Below are 23,562 nucleotides of genomic sequence, written 5' to 3' on the forward strand. Positions count from 1 at the left end.
GCCGCGCGCCTCGATCGCGCGCTGGCTGAAGGCATGATAGCGACCGATCGGGCAGGAGCGTGATGACCGCGCGTGCGCAAAATCGGCTGTTTCGGTCAAACGATGTAACCGCTGACAGCGTCAGCGTCATGCTGGCCGAGATGCAGATTACGGCGGCATCCGTTGCCGCCTTTCATTTCGGCCCGCCATGGGGTCTGGAAATGAACGGTTTTCCCTATATCTTCATCGCCAGAGAAGGCCTGTGCCGGCTCCGATTGACGGACGGACGATGGACCGACCTGAAGCCGGGGGATTGCCTAATTGCCGTGCGCGGTGATCCCGCTCGCCTCGGATCAGGCGGGGGGGATGGTGATTGTCATGACATTGCCGAAATATGGCGGCGGAGCGGTGGCCCGGCAGTCAGCGCTAGCGGCTATCACCGCCCCGTTTCAATCGCCTGGGGCGGGCCGGACAAGAATGTTCGCCTGCTCGGCGCGACGATGACCTTCAGTCGCGGCGCAAGGGACGCGGCGATCATGAAAGCGGCCCCGAATCATATCCTCCTGCGGGCGGATGAGGCCAGGATCGATCACTGGGCGGACGCCCTGGACAGGTTGCTGGAAGAGGACGAGGCTCAACCGCGCGACGGATTTCTGGCCATATGCGCCGCCGCGGTCCAGCTCGTCGCAACGCAACTTCTGCGCGCTTATCTGAACGGCGCAGGCGAGATGGCGGGGGTTGCCCATGGCGGCAATGGCCTTGCGCGTCTCATTCGCGCCCTGCGCCTGGAGCCGGGCAAGGCCTGGTCCATTGCCGCCATGGCGAAGGAGGCCGGAATGTCGCGGACGCGCTTCATCCAGCGGTTCGGCGAGCTGACGGGGCGCACCCCGGCCGGTTATCTGCTGACATGCCGGATGGATTATGCCGCGCATGCGCTGGCCAATGGGCGACAGAGCGTGGCGGCGCTTGCGCAGGCCTGCGGCTATGCGTCGGAACGCGCTTTCCGGTCGGCCTTTTACAGCATGTACGCCATGTCGCCGCGAGACTATCGGCAGCGCCACGGCCCCGCCCGCGGGTTAGATACATCGGGCGCGCCCTGACATCCTGACAAGGCGCATCATCTTCTTCCCACAGCCGCAGGGCGCGGCATCAGGAACCCAGCATCTGCCCGATCGAGGTGTCGAAATGCCGGTCGATCGCGGCCGCCGCGCCGACCGGATCACGCCGGACGATCGCCTGGGCCAGTTCCATGTGACAGGCCAGGATATCATCCCGCTGCGCGTCGGTCTGGCGCGTTTCCCAGGCGCGCGGCACCGCCGTTTCCATTAGGGGTGCGAAGGAACGCATGATCTGCGCGAACAGCAGGTTGGATGCCGCCTCGGCAATGGCGGTGTGCAGCGCAATGTCGTGCTGTGTGATCTGCGCCATATCGTCTCTGCCATCGGCCATGGCCTGTGCGATCGCAAGAATATTGGAGGCCTGCTCTTCGGTGCGTCGTTCCGCAGCGAGCGCGGCGATGCGCAGTTCCAGCGTGCGGCGCACGTCCCACACATCGGCGACGCTGACCTGCTCGGTCGACACGGCATGGTCCAGCGACGCCCCCATGACCGATCCGTCGATCGCGCCCACCCGTGCGCGGCGACCATTGCCGACGTCGATCAGGCGCAGCGCCGCGAGCGCGCCAAAAGCCTCGCGCATCACCGCCCGGCTGACGCCGAGGTCGGCGGCAAAACGGCCTTCGCCCGGCAATGTGTCGCCGACCTTCAGGCCATGGTCGCGAATATGGTCGCGCACCGCCTGAATGGCGCGATTGACAAGGGAGCCGCCGTCTTCCGTCATGCCGCCAGCCTGTGCGCACGATATTGCGTCGGTGCAACGCCGAAATGCCGGGCAAAGGCGCGGGTGAAGCTGGCATTGTTGAGATAGCCGCAGCGATAGCCGACCGACGAAACCGGCAATTCGGTGCCCAGCAGCATCGCCCCCGCGCGGTCGAGTCGCTGCGCGGTGATCGCATCGGCCACGGTGCAGCCGAACATGTCGCGAAAGCCGCGCGTCAGCTTGGCCCGGTTGAGGCCGCAGGCCCGCGCGATAGCATCCAGCGTCAGCTTCTCTGCCCAGCGATCCTCGATCAGCCGCCGGGCCGCCAACAGCCGCTCGCTGTCCGCGCGGGACAGCAGTGCGTCCTGGCCGATCGGCACATAGGCTGCCTCCCGCCCGCTGTGCAGCAAGTCGCAAAACAGCTCGATACTCTTGGCAAGCCGATAGGGCGTGGCGGCGGCTTCATGCAGACGGCAATCGCGAATGGCGATTGCGATCGCGCGCAACGGCGCCGGCAGATAATAAGCGACCCCAGGGGCCAGCGGCATGGCGCCATTCGCCACCCGCGCGCAGGCATCGGGCGATACCAGCAGGACGAGGCGACTGCTCTGATCCTCGTTCAGATCATCCTGGGTGGGCCGGTCGATCAGCCGAACAGAGGCCGCCTGCCCCACCGAGCCAAAGCCCAGAATGAAGGCCGCTGTCAGCCCTGCGTCATTGGCGGCTACGGCCTGCCCCGACCCCACCAGCGCGATCATTTCCGGCGATACGATGATTCGGTCCATGGGCGTTCTCTCCTTGCCCACATGTATGACCTATCTGATAGCTTTTGGCAATAGCTATCAGATAGGTTTGGCAGGAGAGCGTTTCATGGCCATCCAGAAGGCGCCGAGCGATACGAGGCTGACAGTAACCCCCACCAAAGCCAGCCCTTCGCCCAGATGCTTTTCCCCGCCCAGCAAAGCACTGATCGCGGTGACGAGCGTGGGCGCGACGCCAAAGCCGATCAGCCCGGCCAGCGCGATGAAGGCGCCGATGCACAGGCCCCGCAATTCATTGGGCAACATCACCGTCAGCGCGACCGAGGTGATAAGGCCTGTGATCGTCCCGCACAGCATCAGCGCACCCAGCGCCACGGCAAAAGCCGGAATGGCCGGCATGACCGGGAAGAGCGCGGCCGGGATGCCAAGGCCGGCGGCAACGACCGCGCCGATCAGCAGCCCGCCCTTGCGACCGCTCTTCTGGCCGATATCGGCCGCCACGCCACCCAGCACCGATCCGGCCACCCCGGTCAGGAAGATGAGACTGCCCATCCAGCCGGCGAAATCGGGCGGCGCCAGCCCATAGCTGCGCGATAGCACGGGCGATGCCCAGATGGCGGCGGCGGCATCGGCCATGACCACGCTGACCTGCCCGATGAACAGCGGCGCGAGGAAGGCCCGGCGCGACCAGAGTTCGGCCATCACGACACGCCAGGGGGCATGGATGCCAGCCGCCACCTCTCGCCGCGCAGGCTCCCGCAGCAGGAGCATCGGCAGGACGAGCGCGGCGCTGATCGCCGCCAGCGCATAATGGGTGGCGCGCCACGGCGCGACAGCGCCGAACATTTCTCCCGCGCCGCGATGCAGGAACAGGCTGAGCAGCCAGCCCGCCAGCGCGAACGCACCCGCCTGCCCCAAGGCCTTGCCCAACGTCACGATCAGCAGCGCCCTGCCCCGCTGATGCGGCGGACAGAGGTCGGCACAGAGCGACAGCGCCGCCGTCAGCGCGCCGGTGGTGCCGATGCCCGCCAGCATGCGGGCAATGAAAAGCATGGTCACGCTCTGCGCCGTGGCGGTCAGGAAAGTGCCGATGGTCCAGACCACGGCCAGCCCGATGAACAGCCGCAGCCGGTTGGTACGATCCACCAATAACCCAATGGGTATGGAAAAGAGCAAAAGCGGCACGGCGGCCGCCACGCCCTGCACCAGCGACAGTTGGAAATCGCTCAGCGCCATTTCCGCCTTGGCCCCCTCCTGCACCATGCTGAACGAACCCATCATGGTGAAGCCCGCCGCCATCGCGAGCGCCAGGATCAGAAGCGACGGCAGGATGCGCAGGAAGGATGGCGGGTTGGCCGGCACGGCGGCGGGGATGATCGTCGCCATCAGGCCAGCGCCCGTTCCAGCGCCGCCCGACTGTCGCGCCGCGCCTGCAGCGACACCGGCGCATCGGCGAAGATGTCGAACGCATGGAAGGCGCCGGGATAGACGTGCAATTCGGTCGGCACCCCTGCGCGCAGCAGGCGGCGGGCATAGTCCATATCTTCCTCCAGAAACAGGTCGAGCGCGCCGGTCGCGATGAAGGTCGGCGGCAGCCCGACCAGGCTGTCTGCCCGCGCCGGCGCGGCATAGGGCGACACACCGGCCGCGCCCGGTGCATGGCCCAGCAGCGCCGACCAGCCGAAATGATTATTATGCGCAGTCCAGATAAATTCCCCGGCATGAGGATGCGGATCGACCGCCGTGCAGGTGCGATCGTCCAGCATCGGATAGATCAGATGCTGGAAAGCGAGGCGATATGCCCCCCGGTCCCGCACCATCAGCGCCAGCGCGGCGGCAAGGCCCCCGCCCGCACTCTCCCCCGTTACCCCGATCCGGTCGCGATCCACGCCCAGCGCGTTTGCCTGTTCGAACAGCCAGCCAAGGCCGGCATAGCAATCCTCGATCGCGGCGGGGAAAGGCGCTTCGGGTGAGAGGCGATAGTCGACCGACACCAACAGGCAGTGGAGGTCGGCGACCAAAGGATGATGCAGCCATTGCAGATCGGCCGCGCTACCCGTCACATGGCCGCCGCCATGGATATGGTAGATGCAGGGCAGCGGCCCGGCAGCATCCGGTGGACGATAGATGTGGAGCAGGATATCGGGCGCGCCCTTCGGCCCCGGCACGCTCCGCCGTTCCAGCGTGACGCCGCGATCCGCAAAGGGCGGTGCGGGAAAGCCCTGCTCGCGCAGCGCGGGCAACATGTCGGCCGAAAGGCGCTGGGTCGGCAGCGCCTCCAGCATCGGGCGGAGCGCCGGATCGACGAGCGGCAGACTGGTCATGGCCATCCTCTTGTTATGATGCCCGGCCGCCCCCAGGGGAATTGGGCGCGGCCGGACAGTTTAGCCCCCCGGCTAAACGCCCCTGTCTCAGACGATTAAATGTCTCAAAAGGCGAAGATCTTGCCCGGATTGAACAGATTCTGCGGGTCCAGCGCGCGCTTTATGACGCGCATCAGGTCAACCGCCTCGCCCAGTTCCTCGACCAGACAATGTTGCTTGCCAAGGCCGATGCCATGTTCGCCGGTGCAGGTGCCGTCCATCGCCAGCGCCCGGTCGACAAGCCGCTGGTTGAGCGCTTCCACCTCCACCATCTCCTCCGGCGCGTTCGGGTCGATGGAGAAGATGACATGGAAATTGCCGTCGCCGACATGGCCCAATATCGTCGCGGGCAGGCTGGCCTTGTCCAGATCCGCACGCGTCTGGGTGATGCATTCGGCCAGCCGGCTGATTGGCACGCATACGTCCGTCGCCCATCCGATCGCGCCGGGCCGCATGTTGACGGCGGCATAATAGGCCTCATGCCGGGCCTTCCACAATTTGGAGCGTTGTTCGGGCAGGTTCGACCAGCGAAATTCACCCCCGCCATTCATGGCAGCGATCTCTTCCACTGTCCGAACCTGCTCGTCCACATAGGATTGCGACCCGTGGAACTCGAAGAACAGGGTGGTCAGTTCGGGATAGTCCAGCTTCGACCAGCGATTGACCGCGCGCATCTGCGCATCGTCCAATATCTCCACCCGCGCCAGCGGTATGCCGATCTGGATCGACTGCACCACTGTATCGACCGCGCCCCGCAAGCTGTCGAAACTGCATACGGCCGAGGATATCGCTTCAGGTATGGCGTGCAGGCGCAGCGTGACTTCGGTGATGATGCCCAGCGTCCCCTCGCTACCGATCATCAGCCGGGTGAGGTCGTACCCCGCCGCCGACTTGCGCGCGCGCCGCGCGGTGCGGATGATGTCGCCATCGGGTGTCACCACCTTCAGGCTCAGAATCGCTTCCCGCATCGTCCCGTATCGCACGGCATTCGTTCCCGAAGCCCGTGTCGCGGCCATGCCCCCGATCGTGGCGTTGGCGCCCGGATCGATCGGGAAGAACAGCCCTTGATCGCGCAGATGTTCGTTCAGTTGCTCGCGCCGCACCCCCGCCTGCACCGTGCAGTCGAAATCCTCCTGATTGACCTCCAATATCGCATCCATCCGGCTGAGATCGATGGTGATCCCGCCCATGACCGGCAGCGTATTGCCCTCGATCGAGGTGCCCGCGCCGAAGGGGATGACCGGCACCCCCGCCGCCACGCATAGCTGGACCAGATCAGCCACCTCCTCGGTCGTTTCTGCGAACACCACCGCGTCGGGCAGTACCGGCTCGAAATGGGCTTCGCTCTGCCCATGGTGCAGGCGGATCGCCTCCCCCAGGGCCAGCCGGTCGCCGACCAGCGTCGCGACCTTGTCGAGAAAGCCGTCCGGCAGAGGCTGGCGCGGCAGCAGGGGCGTGTGGGCGCTCATCGGATCAGAACCTGAAGCTGGCGCGGACGCCATAGCGGCGCAGGTCGCCGATAATGCCCAGGTCCGACGCCGGGAGGCCGGCCAGTTGCAAGGTGGTCTTCTCGATATAGGAGTCGAAATATTTCTTGTTGAACAGGTTGTTGCCGAAGACGCCGAACTCGATGCCGCCGGCCGTGGCAAAGGTGATGGAGCCGTTGACCACGGCATAGCCCTTCAGGAAGGTCGGCGTCGTCTGATTGAGCGTTGCCGCCAGCCGCTTGCTCTTGCCATTCAGACTGGCGTTGAAGGTCAGCTTGTTGTCGCCCAGCGGCACGACATAGTCGCTGCTGATATTGTAGAGCCAGTCGGGCTGGAAGGTCAGCCGGTCGCTCGACAGGGTCCGGTTGGTGACGTCGGTATATTCCGACGAGTCGATCAGCCGGGCATGCATATAGGTCAGGCCGGTGGAGATGGTCCAGTTGTCGGTCGGACGCACCCGCGCCTCCACTTCCGCGCCATAGCTGTGGACATGGCCGGCATTGAGATCGACCGTTACCAGACCGCCGGTGCTGCTCGGCGCGACGCTGTTCAGGCCGATATAATGTTTATAGTCGCTGAAGAAGATATCGCCCGACAGGCTGAAGGCGGACGTCGCATATTTTGTGCCGACTTCATAAGTCCAGGCGCTATCCCCTTGATAAGTCCTGACCGGCGCGGTCGGTGCATTGAAGCCGCCACCGCGATAACCGCGCGCGACCGAGGCGTAGGTCATCAGGCTGGGGTTCCAGTGCCGGGTGATCGACAGGCGCGGTTCCACTTCGTTGGACTTCAGGCGCGGCGCGCCCAATGCCCGGCGGTTCTCATGGTCGTAGCGCATGCCCAGCGCCACTTCCCAGTCACTCGTCGGCTTCCAGAAGACCGTGCCGAAGGCGGCATAGGTGTCGCCGACACGATGGTCGGAGGATGGCAGCACCAGGCCGAAGGGCACGATGGTGTTGGCGCCCGCCGCATCGAACGTCTCCCGGCTGTAGAACAGGCCGAACAGGGTCGACAACTGCGCGTTCAGCGTTGTGTCGAACCGCAACTCCACCGTCTTGGTGCGCAACTGGTCCCGGCCGGTCGAGCGGACGATATTGGCCGGGCCGAAATCGCCGTCGCTGTCGGGCGAATTGGTATCGCGCGCATCATAAGCGGCGAGCAGGGTAACGCGCGTGTCGATCGCCTCGATCGGCGCCTCGATCCGGGCATTGACGCCGCGATATCGGTAGGTGGTGATGCCGGTCGTGTTGAAAACATTATTGCGCGAATAGTCGGTCGGGCCGCTGACCCAGGCGTAGGGGACATTGTGGCCCTTGATCCAGTCATAATAGCCGTTGACCGCGACCACCACATCATTGCCAGGCGTGAAGCGGAGCGTAGCACTGACCGAGTCCGTGTTCAGGCTGTTGCTATGCCCGCCAACCGTCGTGTTGCGGATGAAACCATCCTGCTGGCGATGGGCGCCACCGATGCGGATCGCTAGCCTGTCCTGCACGATCGGGGCGGAGACGGAACCGGATACCAGCCAGCTATTGTCCGGCCCGGCATAGCTGGCCGCCCCGCGCGCCTCGAAATCATTGCCGGGCTGGCGGGTGATGACGTTGATCGCGCCGCCCAGCGTATTCTTGCCATAAAGCGTACCCTGCGGGCCGCGCAGCACTTCGATCCGCTCGACATCGAGCAGCGGGTTGTTGAGATAGGCGGTATTGGGGCGATAAATGCCGTCGATGAACAGGCCGACACCCGGCTGGACCGTCTGCACCAAAGTCACGCCGACGCCCCGGATCGACACGAAGGCGCGACCGGCGCCATCGCTGGAGATATTGAGGCCAGGCGACAGGGCAGCGGCTTCACGGACGGAGTTGATATTCTGCTTCGCCAGCGCATCGCCGCTGATCGCCGTCACCGCAACCGGCACGTCCAGCAGCGTTTCCTGCCGCTTGCGCGCCGTGACGATGATATCGGAATTGGCGGCGGCTTCAGCGGCGGGCGCCTGCTGCGCCTGCGCTGCGACGGGAAGGGATGCGGCGATCGCGACACCGGCACATAGCAAAGCCTTCAGTTTCATCATTCTCTCCTCCCGCTGTCCGAGGGAATCATGTCCGTCGGATCATATCTGGGCCTATCTGATAGGTATAGCTTTCAGATAGGTTTGGGGAGATAGTCGATTATGCCGTTCGGGTCGATCACTTCGCCGATCGGATTCGCATTTACCTGTCCAACTCGCTGTCGCATTGATCGCGTTATCCCTCGGCGTCATGTCACAAGGTCGAACTCACCAGCAGCTATAGCCGCCATCCGCCAGCACGATGCTGCCGGTCATCAGGCTGGCCGCGTCGGACGCCAGGAACGCGACGACCGACGCCACTTCCTCCACCTCGCCCAGCCGCGCCATCGGCGTCGAATCGATCCAGCGCCGAACCATCGGCCCTTCCTTGTCCGCAAACTCGTTGAGCGGCGTGCGGATATAGGTGGGCGCGACCGCATTGACCCGCACGCCCCGGTCGGCCCATTCGGCTGCCAGACTCTTCGTCAACTGATGCACCGCCGCCTTGGAGGCATTATAATAGCTTTGCGGCTGCGGCCGGTTGACGATGAAGCCGCTCATCGACCCGACATTGACGATGCTGCCCCTGCCCGCCGTCAGCATGTGCCGGCCAAAGGCGCGGGCGCACCAGAAGGTGCCGTTCAGATTGACGTCGAGCACATGGCGCCAATGTTCGTCCGCCACCGTCTCGGCCGGCGTGTCGCTGCGCGCGATACCGGCATTGTTCACCAATATGTCGATCGCGCCGATCCGGTCGGCAATGGCCGTCACCGCATCGCTGTCGGTCACGTCCATCACCACGCCCTCGGCGTCCAGCCCCTTGTCCCGCAGGCTTGCGACCGCCGCGTCAGTCAGGTCGGGCTTCAGGTCGGCGATCGTCACGGCTGCGCCCATTTCGCCCAGCGCCTCGACGCAAGCCAGACCGATGCCGCTCGCCCCACCGGTCACGAGCGCGCGGCGACCATCCAGTTTCAGGCGTTCCAGATACATAGGCTTTGTCCTTCAGGGCATATAAGGGGCGGCGGGCATGGGCGGCTCCTGCACCGCCTGCCCTGCCGCGAGGTGATAGACCAGCCGCTCGTCACGGGTGAACGGTGCCCAGGGCAGCCGGCCGTCAGTGGCGAAGTCGACCCAGAGGCGATGCACCCGATCGGCCAGCGCCTGCGGCGGCGCTTCCCCGCATATCCCCTCCGGCCCGGTGACGCTGGCGAGCGTGTCGAACACGAAGGGCAGTTCCATCGCATGCGCCGCGCCCAAACCGGCAGAATGGGGGCCGCCAAAGAGCGGCGATCGCCATTCGAACTCATAGACATGGGTGCGCCCACGATGCTCCTCGGCAAAGCGGCGGGCGGGCCAGCGGAAGACGAGATCGTGCATCGCGTCGGTAAAGGCGTGGCCGGGCTTCACGCCTTTTGCTCCCATGCCATAGGCCCTGAGCAGCTTGCGCGCGCTGGGTTGGTGTTTGTGCACGAACCAGGTCGCCAGCAGCCGGCCGATCTTCTCCCGCACGCCGGTGGGGATGAAGTAGAGGTTCATCTCCTCCGCATTGGTGCCGATCAGCAGGTCGACCTCCGCCCCCACGCCGACCTTCAGGGCGGCGAGCGGCCTGTGCGGCAGCACATCGTCGCCATGGACGGGCACGAAGCGGCTGATGCCGAACACCGGCTCGCGCCCTTCATCGTCGCGCAGGTCGATGCGGGCGGTCGGCTGGCCGACCTTCTCGATTGCATCCAGCATGGCGCCGGGTTCAACCGATCGGAAGCCGTCGGCATCCGCCGTGATCCTCAGCCGCTTCGCCAGCGCCTGCACCAGACGCTGCGCCACGCCGATATCGCGCGTCATCGCGCCATGGCCGCTTTGCACGATGGCGCGGCGGAACAGGCCCTTCGCCAATGGCGATGTAATAAGGCTGGCGACCGACATAGCCCCGGCGGATTCACCAAAGAGGGTGACGTTTGCCGGATCGCCACCAAAGGCCGCGATATTGTCCCGCACCCAGCACAGCGCAAAAATCTGGTCGCGCAAGCCAAGATTGGTCGCAATAGCGGGAATGGGCAGGAAACCTTCGACCCCGAGCCGATAATTGACCGCCACCAGCACCACGCCGTCCCGCGCAAAGGCGCTGCCATCCTGCACCGGCGCATCCTTGCTGCCCACCACGAAGCCGCCGCCATGGATAAAGACCATCACCGGCAGGCCCGCCGTATCGCCGGCGGGCTTCCAGATATTGAGCGTCAGATAATCGTCGCCCTCGCGCCAGCCGCTGCCGACCAGTGCCTCGACATCGACGCCCGGCACGGCGCGCACCCGCTGCGGCGCATTGGCGCCCGGTTCCAGCGCGTCGCGCACCCCGCTCCAGCCCGACACCGGTTGCGGCAGGGCGAAGCGGCGATCGCCGACCGGGGGCGCCGCATAGGGAATGCCCAGAAAGCGGACGATTCCCTGATCGACGCTGCCCCGCACCTGGCCAGCCGCTGTGGGCACGATCATGTCCATCCCAATGCTCCCATGACTTCCGCGCCCATTCTAACGCGAGAAAGGAAGCAAGGGCGTAAAATGGCTTTGCCGCTCGGCACGGCCATGGTGCTGACCGGCGCATTCAGCCGGGTGTTGCAAGAGTCCTGCAATACGCAGAAATAAACAGGCAAATATTGCTAATGCAATTGACTCGCATTCTTTTCCTCGTCTAACCGCGCGGCGACCGTGATGAAGGACGATTCCATGCCCGCTTTGACCCGCTCAGCGCTGCTCGCCAGCACGATGTTGCTGATCCCGCTGCAGGCCCATGCCGCCGACGCGGACAGTGCAGATCGGGACGATACGATCATCGTCACCGGCGAAGCAAACCAGCCGTCCAGTTCCGCCACCGGTCTCAGCCTCACGCCGCGCCAGACACCGCAATCGATCACCATCATCAACCGCGACCGGATCGACGATTATGCGCTGACTAACGTCAACGACCTGTTGTCGCAGGCGGTCGGCATCAATGTGGAGCGGGTCGAGACGGACCGCACCCAATATAATAGCCGCGGCTTCGATGTGACCAATTTCCAGATTGATGGCATCGGTCTGCCGCTGATTTCCGGCATCCAGTTCGGCGACATGGACACCGCCCTGTTCGAAAATGTAGAAACGATCCGGGGCGCCAACGCCATCATGACCGGGATCGGCAACCCGTCCGCGACGATCAACTATGTTCGAAAGCGGCCGCTGGACGAGTTTCAGACAAAAGTCTTCGCTCAGGCGGGATCGTGGAATCAGTGGCGGCTGGAAGGCGATGTGTCGGTACCGCTGACCGATACCGTCTCCGCCCGGCTGATCTATGCCCATGAAGAGAAAGACAGCTATCTCGACTATAATCATGTCAATCGCGATGTGATGGGCGGCATCGTCAGCTGGCAGGTGACGCCGCAATTGAAAGCCACGATCGGCTATTCGCGGCAGGAAAATAATGCCGACGGCGTACTGTGGGGCGCCCTGCCGCTGGTCTATAGCGACGGCACGCAGATCAGCTATCCGCGGTCCACCTCCACCAGCGCGGACTGGACCTACTGGAACACGACCGACCAGAATGCCTTTGCCGAACTGGCCTATGGCTTCGACAATGGCTGGGCGGTGAAAGGCGTCTTCACCTACAAGCAGTTCGACGAACAGGCAAAGCTGCTCTATGCCTATGGCACGCCGGACAAGGAAACCGGCCTGGGCGTATCGGGCATGACCGGCATCTATCCGTCGGCTTTCAAGCAATATCTCGGCGATTTCTATGCGTCCGGCCCGGTCACTCTGCTGGGGCGCGAACATAGCCTCGCTTTCGGCGTTTCGACCGCCTACGCCCATAGCAGGGAATGGGAGGGCTTTTCAGACACGTTGCTGGATTATCCCGCCATCAGCCAATGGGACGAAGGGCTGCTCGCGGAACCGACCTATCCCGATCCCTATCTGGCGTCCGATTACAAGGATCGCCTGACCCGCGTCTATGGCGCGGCCCATCTCAACCTGACCGACAAGCTCAAGGCCGTTGTCGGCGGCAGCCTGATGTGGCTCAAGACGACCGGCACGGCCTATACGGTCGACCAATATCGCAAGGACAGCAGGTTCAGCCCCTATGCCGGCCTGATCTTCGACCTTGACAAGCATGTCTCGCTCTATGCGAGCTATACCGACATCTACAATCCGCAGCCCGAGGTCGATGCCAACAACCGCCGCCTCGCCCCGGCCAAGGGCACCAGCATCGAAGCGGGCGTCAAGAGCCAGTGGTTCGACAATCGCCTCTATGCCACTGCCGCGATCTTCCGCGCCAAGCAGAGCGGCCTGGCCGAATATGCCGGCACGTTCGAGGATAGCGTGCGCAGCTATTATACCGGGGTCGACACGACCTCGACCGGCTTCGAACTGGAGGTTGCCGGCAACATCACCGACCAGTGGAGCCTGAGCGGCGGCTATACCCATCTCGATATCGAGGATGCGGATGGCAATGATACCCGCACCTGGCTGCCGACGCGGACGCTGAAACTGTCCACCACCTACAGCATTCCGCAACTCAGCGACCTTAAACTGGGTGGACAGCTACGCTGGCAAAATGCCATCAGCACGCAGGCGGACGGCGCAACCGTCCGGCAGAAAGGATATGCCGTGCTGGATCTGATGACGAGCGTGAAGCTGGCAGACCATGTCAGCGCCAGCGTCAATATACGCAACGTCACCAACACGCGCTATCTCAACAGCCTGATGTGGGGTCAGGCCTATTATGGCGCGCCGCGCAGCGCGCTGGCGACATTGAGTCTCGATTTTTGAGCAAGGCGGCCGCCCGTCCCCTGCGCAGCGGATGGCGCTATCGCGCCAATGTCGGCCTGCGCGCGCTGGCCGGGACGGTCGGCGCCTATATCGTCGCCGCGCTGGCGGCGGCGACCCTGTCCCGCACTTTGCCGATGGCGCGGGTGGAGGCGGTAACGATCGCGACGATGATCGCCTTTCTGGTGGCGCCCGCCGTCACCATCTGGGCCTTTCTGGCGCGTGGGCCCTGGCGGTCGCTGGCGGGCGTGGTGATCGCCGCAGCGCTGCTCGGCGGCATCGGCTGGCTGGCGGGGCAACCGGCATGAGTCAGGCAAGCGCCATGATCCGCGACGGCGCGCGGCAGGCGATGGCCTGGCTGCATGGCTGGACCGGACTGCTGCTCGGCCATATCCTCTTCATCATGTGCCTCGCCGGCACATTGAGCGTATTCAAGCCCGAGATCAGCCGCTGGATGCGCCCCGAAGTGAGCGGACAGGCCGATCCTGTCCGCGCCATCACCGCCGCGACAGACTGGCTGTCGGCCAACACGACCGGATCGACCGGCTGGTATTTGTCGGCACCCGATGGCCGTGCCAATGTGGTCGAGGCGACCTATGACAGCGGCGGCGAATATCTCAGCCGCGCGCTCGATCCGCTGAGCGGCGCACCGGTGCCGCGCGACACGCTGGGCGGGGAATTTTTCTATCGCCTGCATTTCGAACTGGAACTGCCCTATCCCTGGGGCCGGCTGCTCGCTTCGCTGGCGGCGATGCTAATGCTGGTGGCTATCATTACCGGTATCATCGCGCATAAGCGCTTCTTCAAGGATATCTTTACCTTCCGCCCGGCCAAGGGGCAGCGCTCCTGGTTGGACGGGCATAATGCGCTCGGCGTACTGTCCCTCCCGTTCCATATCATGATTACCTTCACCGGCCTGCTGACGTTGGCGTCGCTGAGCATGCCCTGGGGCATGACGGCGGCCTATGGCGAGGATCTGATGACGCTCTACAGCGACCTGACCCCCGGCGCGGTGACGAAGGCAGCCACCGGGGTAAAGGCACCACTCGCGCCGATCGCGCCGATGCTGGCCCAGGCGGAGCGTCACTTCGCGAACGCACCGGTCGGGCGGGTCTATATCTTCAATCCCGGTGACAGCGGCGCGGTGGTGACCATCTACCCGGTCGAAACCGCGTCGATCGGCTATCTGCCGGCGGAAATCAGCTTCGACGGCGCAACCGGCAAGATACTCAAGGCCTGGACGGAGCAACGCCCTTCCATCCGCAGCTATCAGACCATCTATGGCCTGCACATGGCGCATTTCGCACCACTGCTCACGCGCTGGCTCTATTTTCTGGGCGGCGCGATGCTGACGCTTGCCATCGCGAGCGGCATGGTGCTCTGGATCGTCAAGCGGCGCGAGCGCGCCCCGCTGTCGATCGGCAACCGGCTGCTGGAGCGGTTGAACGTCGGCGGACTTGTCGGCGTGCCGATCGGCATGGCGGCTTTCCTCCTCGCCAATCGACTGTTGCCGCTGGGCTTGACCGCACGCGCGGAAACGGAAGTGTCCGTCGCACTGTGGAGCGCGGGCGCCGCGCTGCTGCTGGGGCTGGCCCTGCCGCCGGCATGGGGATGGTTGTTGTTGATGGGATTGCTGGCGCTGCTCTGCGCGCTGGCCGCCTTGCTCGGCCCGATCTGGGCCAACGACATCATGCTGGTGACGGGCAATGCCATGCTGCTGGCGACAGCCATCGCGCTCGGCCTGCTTGTCTGGAAAAAGATCCGCCGCCGCAGCGCGCCTGCCCCGGTCCGCCGACGAGCGGTGCCGGCATGATGGCGACCATCGGTCTGCTCTATCTGTCGCTGTTCGCGCTGGCAGCGCGGATGCAGCGCCATCGTCCCATCCTGCTGACGACATGGCAGAAACGTCCCTTCGTCGCCCAACTGGAACTGGCCGGCTGGACCTTGTTCGGCCTGTCCCTGCTCAGCCTGTGGCTGTGGCAGGATGTCGGCATGGCGCTGGTCGCCTGGGTCGGCCTGCTCCCGCTGCTGGGCGGCATCGTGCTGCTGGGCATGACCTATCGCCCGGCCATTCCCCGTGCGGGCGTCCTGGTCGCCGCCTTTCTGCTGGTCGCGGGGTTGCTCGCCTAACCCTTCATGTCGATGGTGGCGATCAGGCCGCCATCCTCGGCATTGCGCAACCGAACCGACGCCTCGAAACTCATCGCCAGCGACCGGCTGATGGTAAGACCGATGCCCGTGCCATGGCGCCCGCCCGGCTGGCTGCTGGCACCACGCGTGAACGGCTCGAACATCTGGTCGAGCTGGTCGGCCGGAATGCCGGGGCCATGATCGCGCACATGGATCAGCAGCCGCCCGCCGGTTCGCGCGCAGCTAATCTCCGCGCTGCCGCCATATTTAACCGCATTGTCGACCAGATTGGCGATGCAGCGGGTCAGTGCATTGGGCTTGACCCGCACCGTCCCGCCGCAGCCATTGGTGAAATGCACCGGCGCGCCCAGTTCCTCGGCATCCTCGGCCATGCTGGTCAGCAGGGAATCGATGTCGAGCGAGGACCATTCCTCCCGCGCCTCGATACTGCTGGCCAGGTCCAGCCCCTCGCGCACCAATGTCTGCATCGCCTGATGGTCGGCCAGCAGCCGCGTGCGCAATTCCTCATTCTCCACCAGTTCCAGCCGCAACCGCAGCCGGGTGAGCGGCGTTTGAAGGTCATGGCTGATCGCCGCCAGCAACTGCGTCCGCTCGGCAAAACCGGCGCGGGCGCGGCGCTGCATCAGGTTGAAGGTGGAAAGCGCGGCCCGCACCTCCTCCGGCCCCTTCTCCGGGATTTCCTCCGGGTCGAGCGACACGGAAAAGGCCTCTGCCGCCTGCTCCAGACGCCGCAGCGGCTTCGACACGAATCTTGCGACCAATATGGCCAGCCCGGCCGATGAAGCGATGATGACGATCAGGTAGAGCGGGTTGAAGATCGTGCTGGGTGGCTTGGCCATGCGCGGAAAGCTGAGCGCCAGCGCCCGGCGCTGGCCGATCCCGTCAGTATAGCGGATCACCCAGCAGTCGGGACGCGGGGCGTCGACCAGCCCGGCCAGCAACTCCTTCGACTTATATTTGTCCGGGAAGCAGAGGCCGATCGGTACCTGTCCCGCTTCGGGTTCGGATTGCGGCCCCAGCCGGGCTTGCAGCAGCGCCTCCAGATCGGAGTCCTGTTCGTTCAGGCTGATGCCTTCCGGCGCGGGCGACACGCCGATGATGTTGTGAGTCGCCATCATCGTCTCGATCCGCTTGGGATCGCGGCGAAAGCGATCCGCGACATCGAGCGCGCTGGCCATGACACGCTGCCGGCGTATCCGCTCGAAATCATGATGGCGCGTCTGTTCCGCCACCAGCAGCGCAACGATCGCGGCAACCGACATGCCGAGCGTCAGGATCAGGAAAATCTGCCCCGCCATCGACCGGAAGAAACCGCGGGCACGCCCGATCGCCGGCCGGATCATGAATGGTCCACCGTGCAGGCAAGCACATAGCCTTCACCCCGCACCGTCAAAATCAGGTCTTCGCCCCCCGGCAGCGTCGCCAGCTTGTGTCGCAACCGGCTGATCTGGAGGTCGATCGACCGGTCGAAGGCGGCAGTGGCGCGTCTTTCGGGCAGCAATGTCTCCCGATCAAGGACGATATTGGGTTCCTCGATGAAGCGACTGAGCAGGCGGAATTCGGCGGAAGACAGCATCACCAGCCGGTCGTCGGGCGCCACCAGCCGTCGCTGTACAAGGTCCACCCGCCATGGGCCGATATGGGCATAGCGCATGGCTGTGGCCGGGCGCGCGGCCGGCCCGGTGCGCGCCCGGCGGAGCAGGTTGCGGATGCGCACCAGCAGTTCGCGCGGCTCGAACGGCTTGGTCAGATAATCGTCGGCGCCCAGTTCCAGCCCCAGCACCCGGTCGATCGCGCTGCCCCGCGCCGTGACCATGATGATCTGCACGTCGGACCCTTCCGCCCGCAATTCGCGGCACAGCGACAGGCCGTCGCCATCGGGCAGGTTCAGGTCCAGCACGATCAGGTCGACATCCTCGTCGCGCAACGTCTGGCGCAGCTCTGCCAGATTGGCGGCGGCCAGCAGCCGGTAATTTTCCTGCCGCAACTGGCCTACGATCAGGTCGCGAATATCGGCATCGTCATCGACCACCAGCACGGTGGCGGGATTGAAGGAGGATGCATCGGCCATGGCCCGTCCTAACGCGTGATGCGTTAAAAGTCTGCGCCTCTTCGTCCTCGATACAGGCTGATACAAAGCGATACGCAGATGCGCGGATCAGCAACCTATCGTGGCAATCGGAAAATAAGTCGCTCTACCATGTGACGGGCAAAGCCGCGATGAGGACGCTGTCGGCTCCCCCCGCCGACACAAGAGAGTCCTTGCGATGCCTGTCCCTGCCGTCATGGCGGGAAACCGGTACAGCGGGCCGCCCGATCGCGCACATCCCCTCCCTCCCCCTTGTGCGTCCGGGTTGGTTTTGCCGCTGTCCCGGTGGGCATCGCAGGGGCCGATTTGGCCCGTCGGTTTTAGGATAAGCGTCACATCATGCCCATTGCCACCCTGCATAGCCTTCGGGTCGCACCGATCGCCCTGGCTCTCAGCCTTGCCGCATGCGGGCAGCAGAAACCGCCGGAAAAGGGGCCGGTCGAAGTGGGCGTGGTGACGCTGACGGCGGAAAATACCACCGTGTCGAGCGAACTGCCCGGCCGCACCGTGTCGACCATGATGTCGGAAGTGCGCCCGCAGGTGGCGGGCCTGATCCAGAAGCGCCTCTTCACCGAAGGCGCGATGGTCAGCGCCGGCCAGCCGCTCTACCAGATCGACGCCCGCCTCTATCGCGCATCGCGGGACGAAGCGCAGGCCAGCCTGGTGAGTGCGCAGGCGACGGCGGCCGCCGCACAGGCCAAGGCGCAGCGCTATCGCAGCCTGGGCGATACGGAAGCCGTCAGCGCGCAGGATCGCGACGATGTGATCGCCACCGCGCGGCAGGCGCAAGCGGCGGTGCAGCAGGCCCGCGCCAGCCTGCAGACCAGCAGCGTCAACCTCGACTTCACCTTGGTCCGCGCGCCGATCAGCGGCCGTATCGGCCGTACCCTCTTCACCCCCGGCGCTCTGGTGACCACCAGCCAGACCGATCCGCTGACCACGATCCAGCAGCTCGACCCCATCTATGTCGACGTCACCCAGTCCAGCGCGCAGATATTGGCGCTGCGCCGCTCACTGGCGGCGGGCAAGACGCTGCCGGCCAGCGCCACGATCCGGCTGAAGCTGGACGATGGCAGCGATTATCCGCAGGAAGGCCGGATCGAATTCGCCGAACCGATCGTGGATGTGAACAGCGGCACCGTGACGCTGCGGGCGCGTTTCCCGAACCCTGACGGCCTGCTGATGCCCGGCATGTTCGTGCGCGTCGTTGCGCCGCAATCGGTGGTGCCCGGCGCCATCCTTGCCCCGCAACAGGGCATCAGCCGCGATCCCAAGGGCAATGCGACGGCGCTGGTCGTGAACAAGGCAAACAAGGTCGAACGCCGCACCGTCACCGCCGCACAAGCGATCGGCGACAAATGGCTGATTACGGCCGGCCTCAAGGCTGGCGACCGGCTGATCGTGGAGGGCACGGACAAGGTCCAGCCCGATGCCGTCGTAAAGCCCGTGGCCGTCAAGTCGACGAAGTAGGAGCCGTCCGTTGCTGAGCCGCTATTTCATCGAACGCCCGATCTTCGCCTGGGTCATTGCCATCGGCATAATGCTGGCGGGCCTGGGGGCGATGCTGTCCCTGCCCATCGCGCAATATCCCGACATCGCGCCGCCCGGCGTCGGCATCAGCGCCACCTATCCCGGCGCCTCGGCCGAAACCGTGGAAACCAGCGTCACGCAGGTGCTGGAACAGCAACTGACCGGCATTGACGGCCTCATGTATTTCTCTTCCTCGTCCACCGCGACGGGGCAGGCGCGGATCACGGTCACCTTCCAGAAGGGGACCGATCCCGACACCGCGCAGGTACAGGTGCAGAACCGGGTGCAGCAGGCCTTGAGCCGCCTGCCCAACGCCGTGCAGCAGCAGGGTCTGTCGGTCACCAAGCAGCAGACCGACTTCCTGATGCTGGTCGGCCTTTATGACGAGACGGACAACGCGACGCAGGCCGACATCGCCGACTATCTGGTCAATAATTTCCAGGACCCGATCGCTCGTATCGATGGCATCGGCGCCACCCAGATCTTCGGATCGCAATATGCGATGCGCGTCTGGCTGGACCCTTACAAGCTGGCGGCCGTCAAGCTGATGCCGTCCGACGTGCAGAGTGCGATTTCGGCGCAGAATGTCGAAGTGTCCGCCGGCCAGATCGGCGCCGATCCCGCCCCCGCCAACCAGCAGATCAACGCTACGGTGACGGCGCGCGCACGCCTCCAGACGCCCGAACAGTTCCGCAACATCATCGTCAAGACCCAGACCGACGGCTCGATCGTCCACCTGTCCGACGTCGCACGGGTAGAACTGGGCAATGAAAGCTACACGACAGCGGCGCGGCTGAACGGCCATCCGGCCTCTGGCATCGCATTGCAGCTGGCGCCCGGCGCCGACGCGCTCAAGACCGCCGAACTGGTCAAGGCCAAGGTCGCCGAACTGTCCGGCAGCCTGCCGCACGGCTACAAGGTCGTTTTCCCTCGCGACACCACGCCCTTCATCAAACTGTCGGTCGAGGAGGTCATCAAGACCCTGCTCGAAGCCGTCGCGCTGGTGGTCGTGGTGATGTTCGTCTTCCTGCAAAGCTGGCGAGCAACCCTGGTGCCCGCCATCGCCGTTCCGGTAGTACTGCTCGGCACGTTCGGCATCCTCGCCCTGTTCGGCTATTCGATCAACACGCTGACCCTGTTCGGCATGGTATTGTCCATCGGCCTGCTGGTCGACGACGCGATCGTCGTGGTCGAAAATGTCGAGCGCATCATGGAGGAGGAAGGGCTTTCTCCGCGCGAAGCGACGATCAAGTCGATGGAGGAGATCGGCAGCGCACTGGTCGGCATCGCCCTCGTCCTATCCGCCGTGCTGCTGCCCATGGCCTTCTTCGGCGGATCGACCGGCGTCATCTACCGTCAATTCTCGATCACCATCGTGTCCTCGATGCTGTTGTCGGTGGTCGTGGCGCTGATCCTGTCGCCCGCGCTCTGCGCCACCATCCTCAAGTCCGCGAGCGAAGAGCATCGGGACAAGGGCTGGGCCGGCAAGTTCAACCGCTGGTTCGAGCGGATGACGGGCGGCTATATCCGCCGCACCGAGCAGGTGATGGGCCGGCGCAAGCTGTTCTGGGGCGTCTATGTCCTGATCCTTGGCCTGCTGGTGCTGATCTTCGTGCGCCTGCCCTCCAGCTTCCTGCCGGTCGAGGATCAGGGGCAGGTGATGGTGCAGGTCACCCTGCCCGCCGGCGCCAAGTCCAGCCGCACCGCGGCCGTCATCGATCAGGTGCAGAATTATTTCCTGAATGATGAAAAGGACAATGTCGCCTTCGCCTTCATCATGACCGGCTTCAGTTTCCAGGGGCAGGGTGAGAATGTCGGCCAGGGCTTCATCAACCTGTCGCCATGGGATGATCGCAAGGGCGCGGCGAATACCGCGACGGCGATTTCGGGCCGCGCGACCAAGCAACTCGCGGCGATCCGCGACGCCAGGGTGCTGGGCATGACCCCGCCCGCCATTCGCGGCCTTGGCCAGTCGAACGGCTTCACCTTCGAACTGCTCAACAATGGCAGCCTCAGCCGGGCGCGCTTTCTGGAACTGCGCAACCAGTTGATCGAGGCCGCGTCCAAAGATCCGATTCTCGCCGGCGTCCGGGCCGCCTCGCTGGAGGACACGCCGCAGCTCAAGGTCGATATAGACAATGAGAAGCTGGCCGTACTCGGCCTCACCCAAAGCGACGTGGACGATGTGCTGAGTTCCGCCTGGGGCAGCACCTATGTCAACGACTTCGTCGATCGCGGCCGCGTAAAGCGCGTCTATATGCAGGCCGACGCGCCCTATCGCGCCCTGCCCACCGACATCGACAACTGGATGGTGCGGTCGAGCAGCACCGGCGAGATGGTGCCCTTCTCCGCCTTTGCAACGACTCACTGGACCATGGGGCCAAGCACCGTGTCGCGCTTCAACGGCCTGTCCTCCTTCGAAATCCAAGGTCAGGCCGGGAGCGGCGCCAGTTCCGGCGATGCGATGGATCGGATGGTCGAATTGCAGAAGCAACTGCCCGCCGGCACCAGCTATGCCTGGAGCGGCCTTTCCTATCAGGAACAACTGTCCGGCGGTCAGGCACCGCTTCTCTATGGCCTCTCGGTACTGGTCGTGTTCCTGTGCCTTGCCGCCCTCTATGAAAGCTGGTCGATCCCGCTGGCGGTTCTCCTCGTCATCCCGCTGGGTCTGGTCGGCGCCGTGCTGGCGGTGTGGGCACGCGGTCTAGAAAACAACATCTTCTTCCAGGTCGGCCTGCTCACCACCATGGGCCTGGCGGCGAAGAATGCGATCCTGATCGTCGAATTTGCCGAACTGGCGCATAAGCAAGGCAAGGATGCGTGGACTTCCGCGCTGGAGGCGGCGCGCCTGCGCTTCCGTCCCATCCTGATGACCTCGCTCGCCTTCATCGCCGGCGTCATCCCGCTGGCGATCGCCACCGGTGCGGGCGCACAGAGCCGCGTCGCGATCGGTACCGCCGTGGTCGGCGGCATGACGACCGCCACGGTGCTGGCGATCTTCTACGTGCCCCTCTTCTTCCTCACCATCGCTCGCCTGTTCGGCAGCGACAAGACCAAGTCCACGCCGCCCGCCCCGGCGCCCGGCGCAGGAGTCCCGGCATGATCCGCCCTTTTCTTTCCGCCGCGTCGCTGCTGGCACTGGCCGGCTGCAACATGGCGCCGACCTATGTCCGTCCGGAGATGCCGGTGCCGGCATCCCTGCCCAGCGGGGAAGCCTATGCCCCCGCGCAGGCAGGTGACAAGGCCGGCCTCCCCTGGACCCAACTGGTCAGCGACACGCGCCTGCACACAGTCATCGAACGGGCACTCGCGAACAACCGTGACCTGCGCGTGGCCATCGCCAACATCCAGTCGGCGCGCGCGCAATATAAGGTGCAGCGCGCGGCCCAATTGCCCACGCTTACCGCCGACGCGGCGGCCAGCTTCACCCGGCAGAATGACGCGCGCCAGAACAGCTACAGCGCCGACCTTGGCTTCAGCGCGTTCGAGATCGACCTGTTCGGCCGGGTCCGCAACCTGACGCAATCGGCGCTGGAAACCTATCTGGCGACGGAGGAAGGCGCGCGGTCGACCCGCATCACCCTGATCGCCGAAACCGCGACGGCCTATACGACGCTGGCCGCCGATCAGGAATTGCTGGCCCTGTCGCGCGAGACGCAAGCCAGCGCGCAGCGCACGCTGGACCTGACCCGTTCGCTCAATGCTGCGGGCTTGGCCGGTAAACTGGACGTGCATCAGGCCGAAACCACGGTGGAGCAGGCCGCGTCGGATGTTGCCGCCAACGTCACTCAGGTCGCGCAGGATCGCAATGCGCTCGACCTGCTGGTGGGCGCACCTGTCGAAGAAGCCCTGTTGCCCCAATCGCTCGACAGCCTGATCGCCGGCGTCGCGAAGGTGCCGGCCGGCCTCACCTCCGACATACTGCTCCAGCGGCCCGACGTGTTGCAGGCCGAACATCAATTGAAGGCCGCCAATGCCGATATCGGCGCGGCGCGCGCCGCCATGTTCCCGACCATCAGCCTGACATCCGCCATCGGAGTCGCCAGTTCCGCCTTGTCCTCGCTCTTCACTGGCGGCGGCTTTGCATGGTCGGCCAGCCCGTCGGCCAGCCTGCCGATCTTCGGCGGCGCCAATCGCGGCAATCTCGACTATAGCAAGGCGCAGCGCGACCTCTATGTCGCCCAATATGAAAAGGCGGTGCAGACCGCCTTTCAGGAGGTTGCCGACGGACTGGCCCGGGCGGGCACGATCGACGCCCAGCAGGCGGCGCAGCACCGACTGGTGACGGCCAGCCAGCGCGCCTATGATCTGGCGGACCAGCGCTATCGCTCTGGTATCGACACCTTCCTCACCGCGCTGACCAGCCAGCGATCGCTCTACAGCGCGCGCCAATCGGCCATTGCCACGGACCTGGCGCTGGTCAGCAATCGCATCCTGCTCTATCGGGTCATCGGTGCGGATCAGTAAGCAGGTATATTAATTTCTCTTCCCTCTTCTCCGGCGCCGCGAATCTGCTATGCTGCACGGATAATGAGGGAGAGGAACC

General features: G+C 64.8%; 18 protein-coding genes. 8 read left to right on the forward strand and 10 right to left on the reverse strand.

The genetic code is table 11. The features are described 5' to 3' along the window. Nucleotides 1-62 precede the first annotated feature (62 nt). Entirely contained in the window at nt 63-1,079 is a 1,017-nt protein-coding gene (locus ACNHGR_RS22430; RefSeq protein WP_475289072.1) for an AraC family transcriptional regulator, read from the forward strand. Between the two features lie 49 nt (nt 1,080-1,128). Here ACNHGR_RS22430 and ACNHGR_RS22435 read toward each other — a convergent pair whose 3' ends face one another. From ACNHGR_RS22435 to ACNHGR_RS22470, 8 genes are all read right to left on the reverse strand, one after another. Continuing rightward, on the reverse strand, nt 1,129-1,818 hold the full coding sequence (locus ACNHGR_RS22435; RefSeq protein WP_184273273.1) for an FCD domain-containing protein: 690 nt from the start codon (nt 1,816-1,818) through the stop codon (nt 1,129-1,131). After that, entirely contained in the window at nt 1,815-2,582 is a 768-nt protein-coding gene (locus tag ACNHGR_RS22440) for a helix-turn-helix domain-containing protein (RefSeq protein ID WP_184273276.1), read from the reverse strand. The genes ACNHGR_RS22435 and ACNHGR_RS22440 overlap by 4 nt, the downstream gene beginning before the upstream one ends. A gap of 57 nt (nt 2,583-2,639) precedes the next feature. Then, nucleotides 2,640-3,944: an MFS transporter gene (locus tag ACNHGR_RS22445; protein ID WP_475289074.1), complete on the reverse strand. Its 1,305-nt coding sequence runs from the start codon at nt 3,942-3,944 to the stop codon at nt 2,640-2,642. After that, nucleotides 3,944-4,882 (reverse strand): alpha/beta hydrolase, encoded by a 939-nt coding sequence (locus ACNHGR_RS22450; protein WP_475289076.1) that lies wholly within the window; start codon nt 4,880-4,882, stop codon nt 3,944-3,946. Before ACNHGR_RS22450 ends, ACNHGR_RS22445 begins: the two co-directional genes overlap by 1 nt. Nucleotides 4,883-4,986: 104 nt before the next feature. Continuing rightward, nucleotides 4,987-6,390, reverse strand: a complete 1,404-nt coding sequence (locus tag ACNHGR_RS22455; protein ID WP_475289078.1) for an FAD-binding oxidoreductase — start codon at nt 6,388-6,390, stop codon at nt 4,987-4,989. Nucleotides 6,391-6,394: 4 nt separating this feature from the next. Then, nucleotides 6,395-8,476, reverse strand: coding sequence for a TonB-dependent receptor (locus tag ACNHGR_RS22460; RefSeq protein WP_475289079.1), 2,082 nt, complete (start codon nt 8,474-8,476; stop codon nt 6,395-6,397). A gap of 207 nt (nt 8,477-8,683) precedes the next feature. Next, entirely contained in the window at nt 8,684-9,445 is a 762-nt protein-coding gene (locus tag ACNHGR_RS22465; RefSeq protein WP_184273292.1) for an SDR family oxidoreductase, read from the reverse strand. 12 nt (nt 9,446-9,457) lie between these two features. Then, the gene (locus ACNHGR_RS22470; protein WP_475289081.1) at nt 9,458-10,945 is read right to left on the reverse strand and encodes a carboxylesterase/lipase family protein; all 1,488 of its coding nucleotides are present in this window, start codon (nt 10,943-10,945) and stop codon (nt 9,458-9,460) included. A gap of 231 nt (nt 10,946-11,176) precedes the next feature. On the opposite strand from ACNHGR_RS22470, the gene ACNHGR_RS22475 reads away from it, so the two are divergent. The 4 genes from ACNHGR_RS22475 to ACNHGR_RS22490 are packed head-to-tail and all read left to right on the forward strand — an operon-like array spanning nt 11,177 to nt 15,376. Next, nucleotides 11,177-13,249, forward strand: coding sequence for a TonB-dependent siderophore receptor (locus ACNHGR_RS22475; protein WP_475289083.1), 2,073 nt, complete (start codon nt 11,177-11,179; stop codon nt 13,247-13,249). Continuing rightward, nucleotides 13,246-13,554 carry a ketohydroxyglutarate aldolase gene (locus ACNHGR_RS22480; protein ID WP_475289085.1) on the forward strand — a complete coding sequence of 103 codons (309 nt, stop codon included), beginning with the start codon at nt 13,246-13,248 and terminating at the stop codon, nt 13,552-13,554. Before ACNHGR_RS22475 ends, ACNHGR_RS22480 begins: the two co-directional genes overlap by 4 nt. Then, nucleotides 13,551-15,059: a PepSY-associated TM helix domain-containing protein gene (locus tag ACNHGR_RS22485; protein WP_475289087.1), complete on the forward strand. Its 1,509-nt coding sequence runs from the start codon at nt 13,551-13,553 to the stop codon at nt 15,057-15,059. Before ACNHGR_RS22480 ends, ACNHGR_RS22485 begins: the two co-directional genes overlap by 4 nt. After that, nucleotides 15,056-15,376: a DUF3325 family protein gene (locus tag ACNHGR_RS22490; RefSeq protein WP_475289088.1), complete on the forward strand. Its 321-nt coding sequence runs from the start codon at nt 15,056-15,058 to the stop codon at nt 15,374-15,376. The genes ACNHGR_RS22485 and ACNHGR_RS22490 overlap by 4 nt, the downstream gene beginning before the upstream one ends. On the opposite strand, the gene ACNHGR_RS22495 is transcribed toward ACNHGR_RS22490, so the two are convergent. Further along, nucleotides 15,373-16,740 carry an ATP-binding protein gene (locus ACNHGR_RS22495; protein ID WP_475289089.1) on the reverse strand — a complete coding sequence of 456 codons (1,368 nt, stop codon included), beginning with the start codon at nt 16,738-16,740 and terminating at the stop codon, nt 15,373-15,375. The two genes, ACNHGR_RS22490 and ACNHGR_RS22495, sit on opposite strands and share 4 nt — an antisense overlap. Continuing rightward, the gene (locus ACNHGR_RS22500; RefSeq protein ID WP_475289091.1) at nt 16,737-17,468 is read right to left on the reverse strand and encodes a response regulator; all 732 of its coding nucleotides are present in this window, start codon (nt 17,466-17,468) and stop codon (nt 16,737-16,739) included. Before ACNHGR_RS22500 ends, ACNHGR_RS22495 begins: the two co-directional genes overlap by 4 nt. A gap of 357 nt (nt 17,469-17,825) precedes the next feature. Between ACNHGR_RS22500 and ACNHGR_RS22505 the strand changes: the two genes are divergently transcribed. From ACNHGR_RS22505 to ACNHGR_RS22515, 3 genes are read left to right on the forward strand one after another with little or no spacing between them, the layout of a single operon-like run. Continuing rightward, nucleotides 17,826-18,956 (forward strand): efflux RND transporter periplasmic adaptor subunit, encoded by a 1,131-nt coding sequence (locus tag ACNHGR_RS22505; protein ID WP_475289093.1) that lies wholly within the window; start codon nt 17,826-17,828, stop codon nt 18,954-18,956. Between the two features lie 10 nt (nt 18,957-18,966). Next, a complete protein-coding gene (locus tag ACNHGR_RS22510) occupies nt 18,967-22,119 on the forward strand; it encodes an efflux RND transporter permease subunit (RefSeq protein ID WP_475289095.1) in 3,153 nt (1,050 codons plus the stop codon). Then, nucleotides 22,116-23,483 (forward strand): efflux transporter outer membrane subunit, encoded by a 1,368-nt coding sequence (locus ACNHGR_RS22515; RefSeq protein WP_475289097.1) that lies wholly within the window; start codon nt 22,116-22,118, stop codon nt 23,481-23,483. The genes ACNHGR_RS22510 and ACNHGR_RS22515 overlap by 4 nt, the downstream gene beginning before the upstream one ends. The last annotated feature ends 79 nt before the right edge of the window (nt 23,484-23,562 follow it).

The sequence above is a fragment of the Sphingobium sp. RS1 genome (assembly GCF_056156825.1).

Excerpts from the sequence above, each read along its gene's own strand:
- ACNHGR_RS22430 (WP_475289072.1), top strand. The coding sequence starts at position 63 with ATGACCGCGCGTGCGCAAAATCGGCTGTTTCGGTCAAACGATGTAACC.
- ACNHGR_RS22435 (WP_184273273.1), bottom strand. The coding sequence starts at position 1,818 with ATGACGGAAGACGGCGGCTCCCTTGTCAATCGCGCCATTCAGGCGGTG.
- ACNHGR_RS22440 (WP_184273276.1), bottom strand. The coding sequence starts at position 2,582 with ATGGACCGAATCATCGTATCGCCGGAAATGATCGCGCTGGTGGGGTCG.
- ACNHGR_RS22445 (WP_475289074.1), bottom strand. The coding sequence starts at position 3,944 with ATGGCGACGATCATCCCCGCCGCCGTGCCGGCCAACCCGCCATCCTTC.
- ACNHGR_RS22450 (WP_475289076.1), bottom strand. The coding sequence starts at position 4,882 with ATGACCAGTCTGCCGCTCGTCGATCCGGCGCTCCGCCCGATGCTGGAG.
- ACNHGR_RS22455 (WP_475289078.1), bottom strand. The coding sequence starts at position 6,390 with ATGAGCGCCCACACGCCCCTGCTGCCGCGCCAGCCTCTGCCGGACGGC.
- ACNHGR_RS22460 (WP_475289079.1), bottom strand. The coding sequence starts at position 8,476 with ATGAAACTGAAGGCTTTGCTATGTGCCGGTGTCGCGATCGCCGCATCC.
- ACNHGR_RS22465 (WP_184273292.1), bottom strand. The coding sequence starts at position 9,445 with ATGTATCTGGAACGCCTGAAACTGGATGGTCGCCGCGCGCTCGTGACC.
- ACNHGR_RS22470 (WP_475289081.1), bottom strand. The coding sequence starts at position 10,945 with ATGATCGTGCCCACAGCGGCTGGCCAGGTGCGGGGCAGCGTCGATCAG.
- ACNHGR_RS22475 (WP_475289083.1), top strand. The coding sequence starts at position 11,177 with ATGCCCGCTTTGACCCGCTCAGCGCTGCTCGCCAGCACGATGTTGCTG.
- ACNHGR_RS22485 (WP_475289087.1), top strand. The coding sequence starts at position 13,551 with ATGAGTCAGGCAAGCGCCATGATCCGCGACGGCGCGCGGCAGGCGATG.
- ACNHGR_RS22490 (WP_475289088.1), top strand. The coding sequence starts at position 15,056 with ATGATGGCGACCATCGGTCTGCTCTATCTGTCGCTGTTCGCGCTGGCA.
- ACNHGR_RS22495 (WP_475289089.1), bottom strand. The coding sequence starts at position 16,740 with ATGATCCGGCCGGCGATCGGGCGTGCCCGCGGTTTCTTCCGGTCGATG.
- ACNHGR_RS22500 (WP_475289091.1), bottom strand. The coding sequence starts at position 17,468 with ATGGCCGATGCATCCTCCTTCAATCCCGCCACCGTGCTGGTGGTCGAT.
- ACNHGR_RS22505 (WP_475289093.1), top strand. The coding sequence starts at position 17,826 with ATGCCCATTGCCACCCTGCATAGCCTTCGGGTCGCACCGATCGCCCTG.
- ACNHGR_RS22515 (WP_475289097.1), top strand. The coding sequence starts at position 22,116 with ATGATCCGCCCTTTTCTTTCCGCCGCGTCGCTGCTGGCACTGGCCGGC.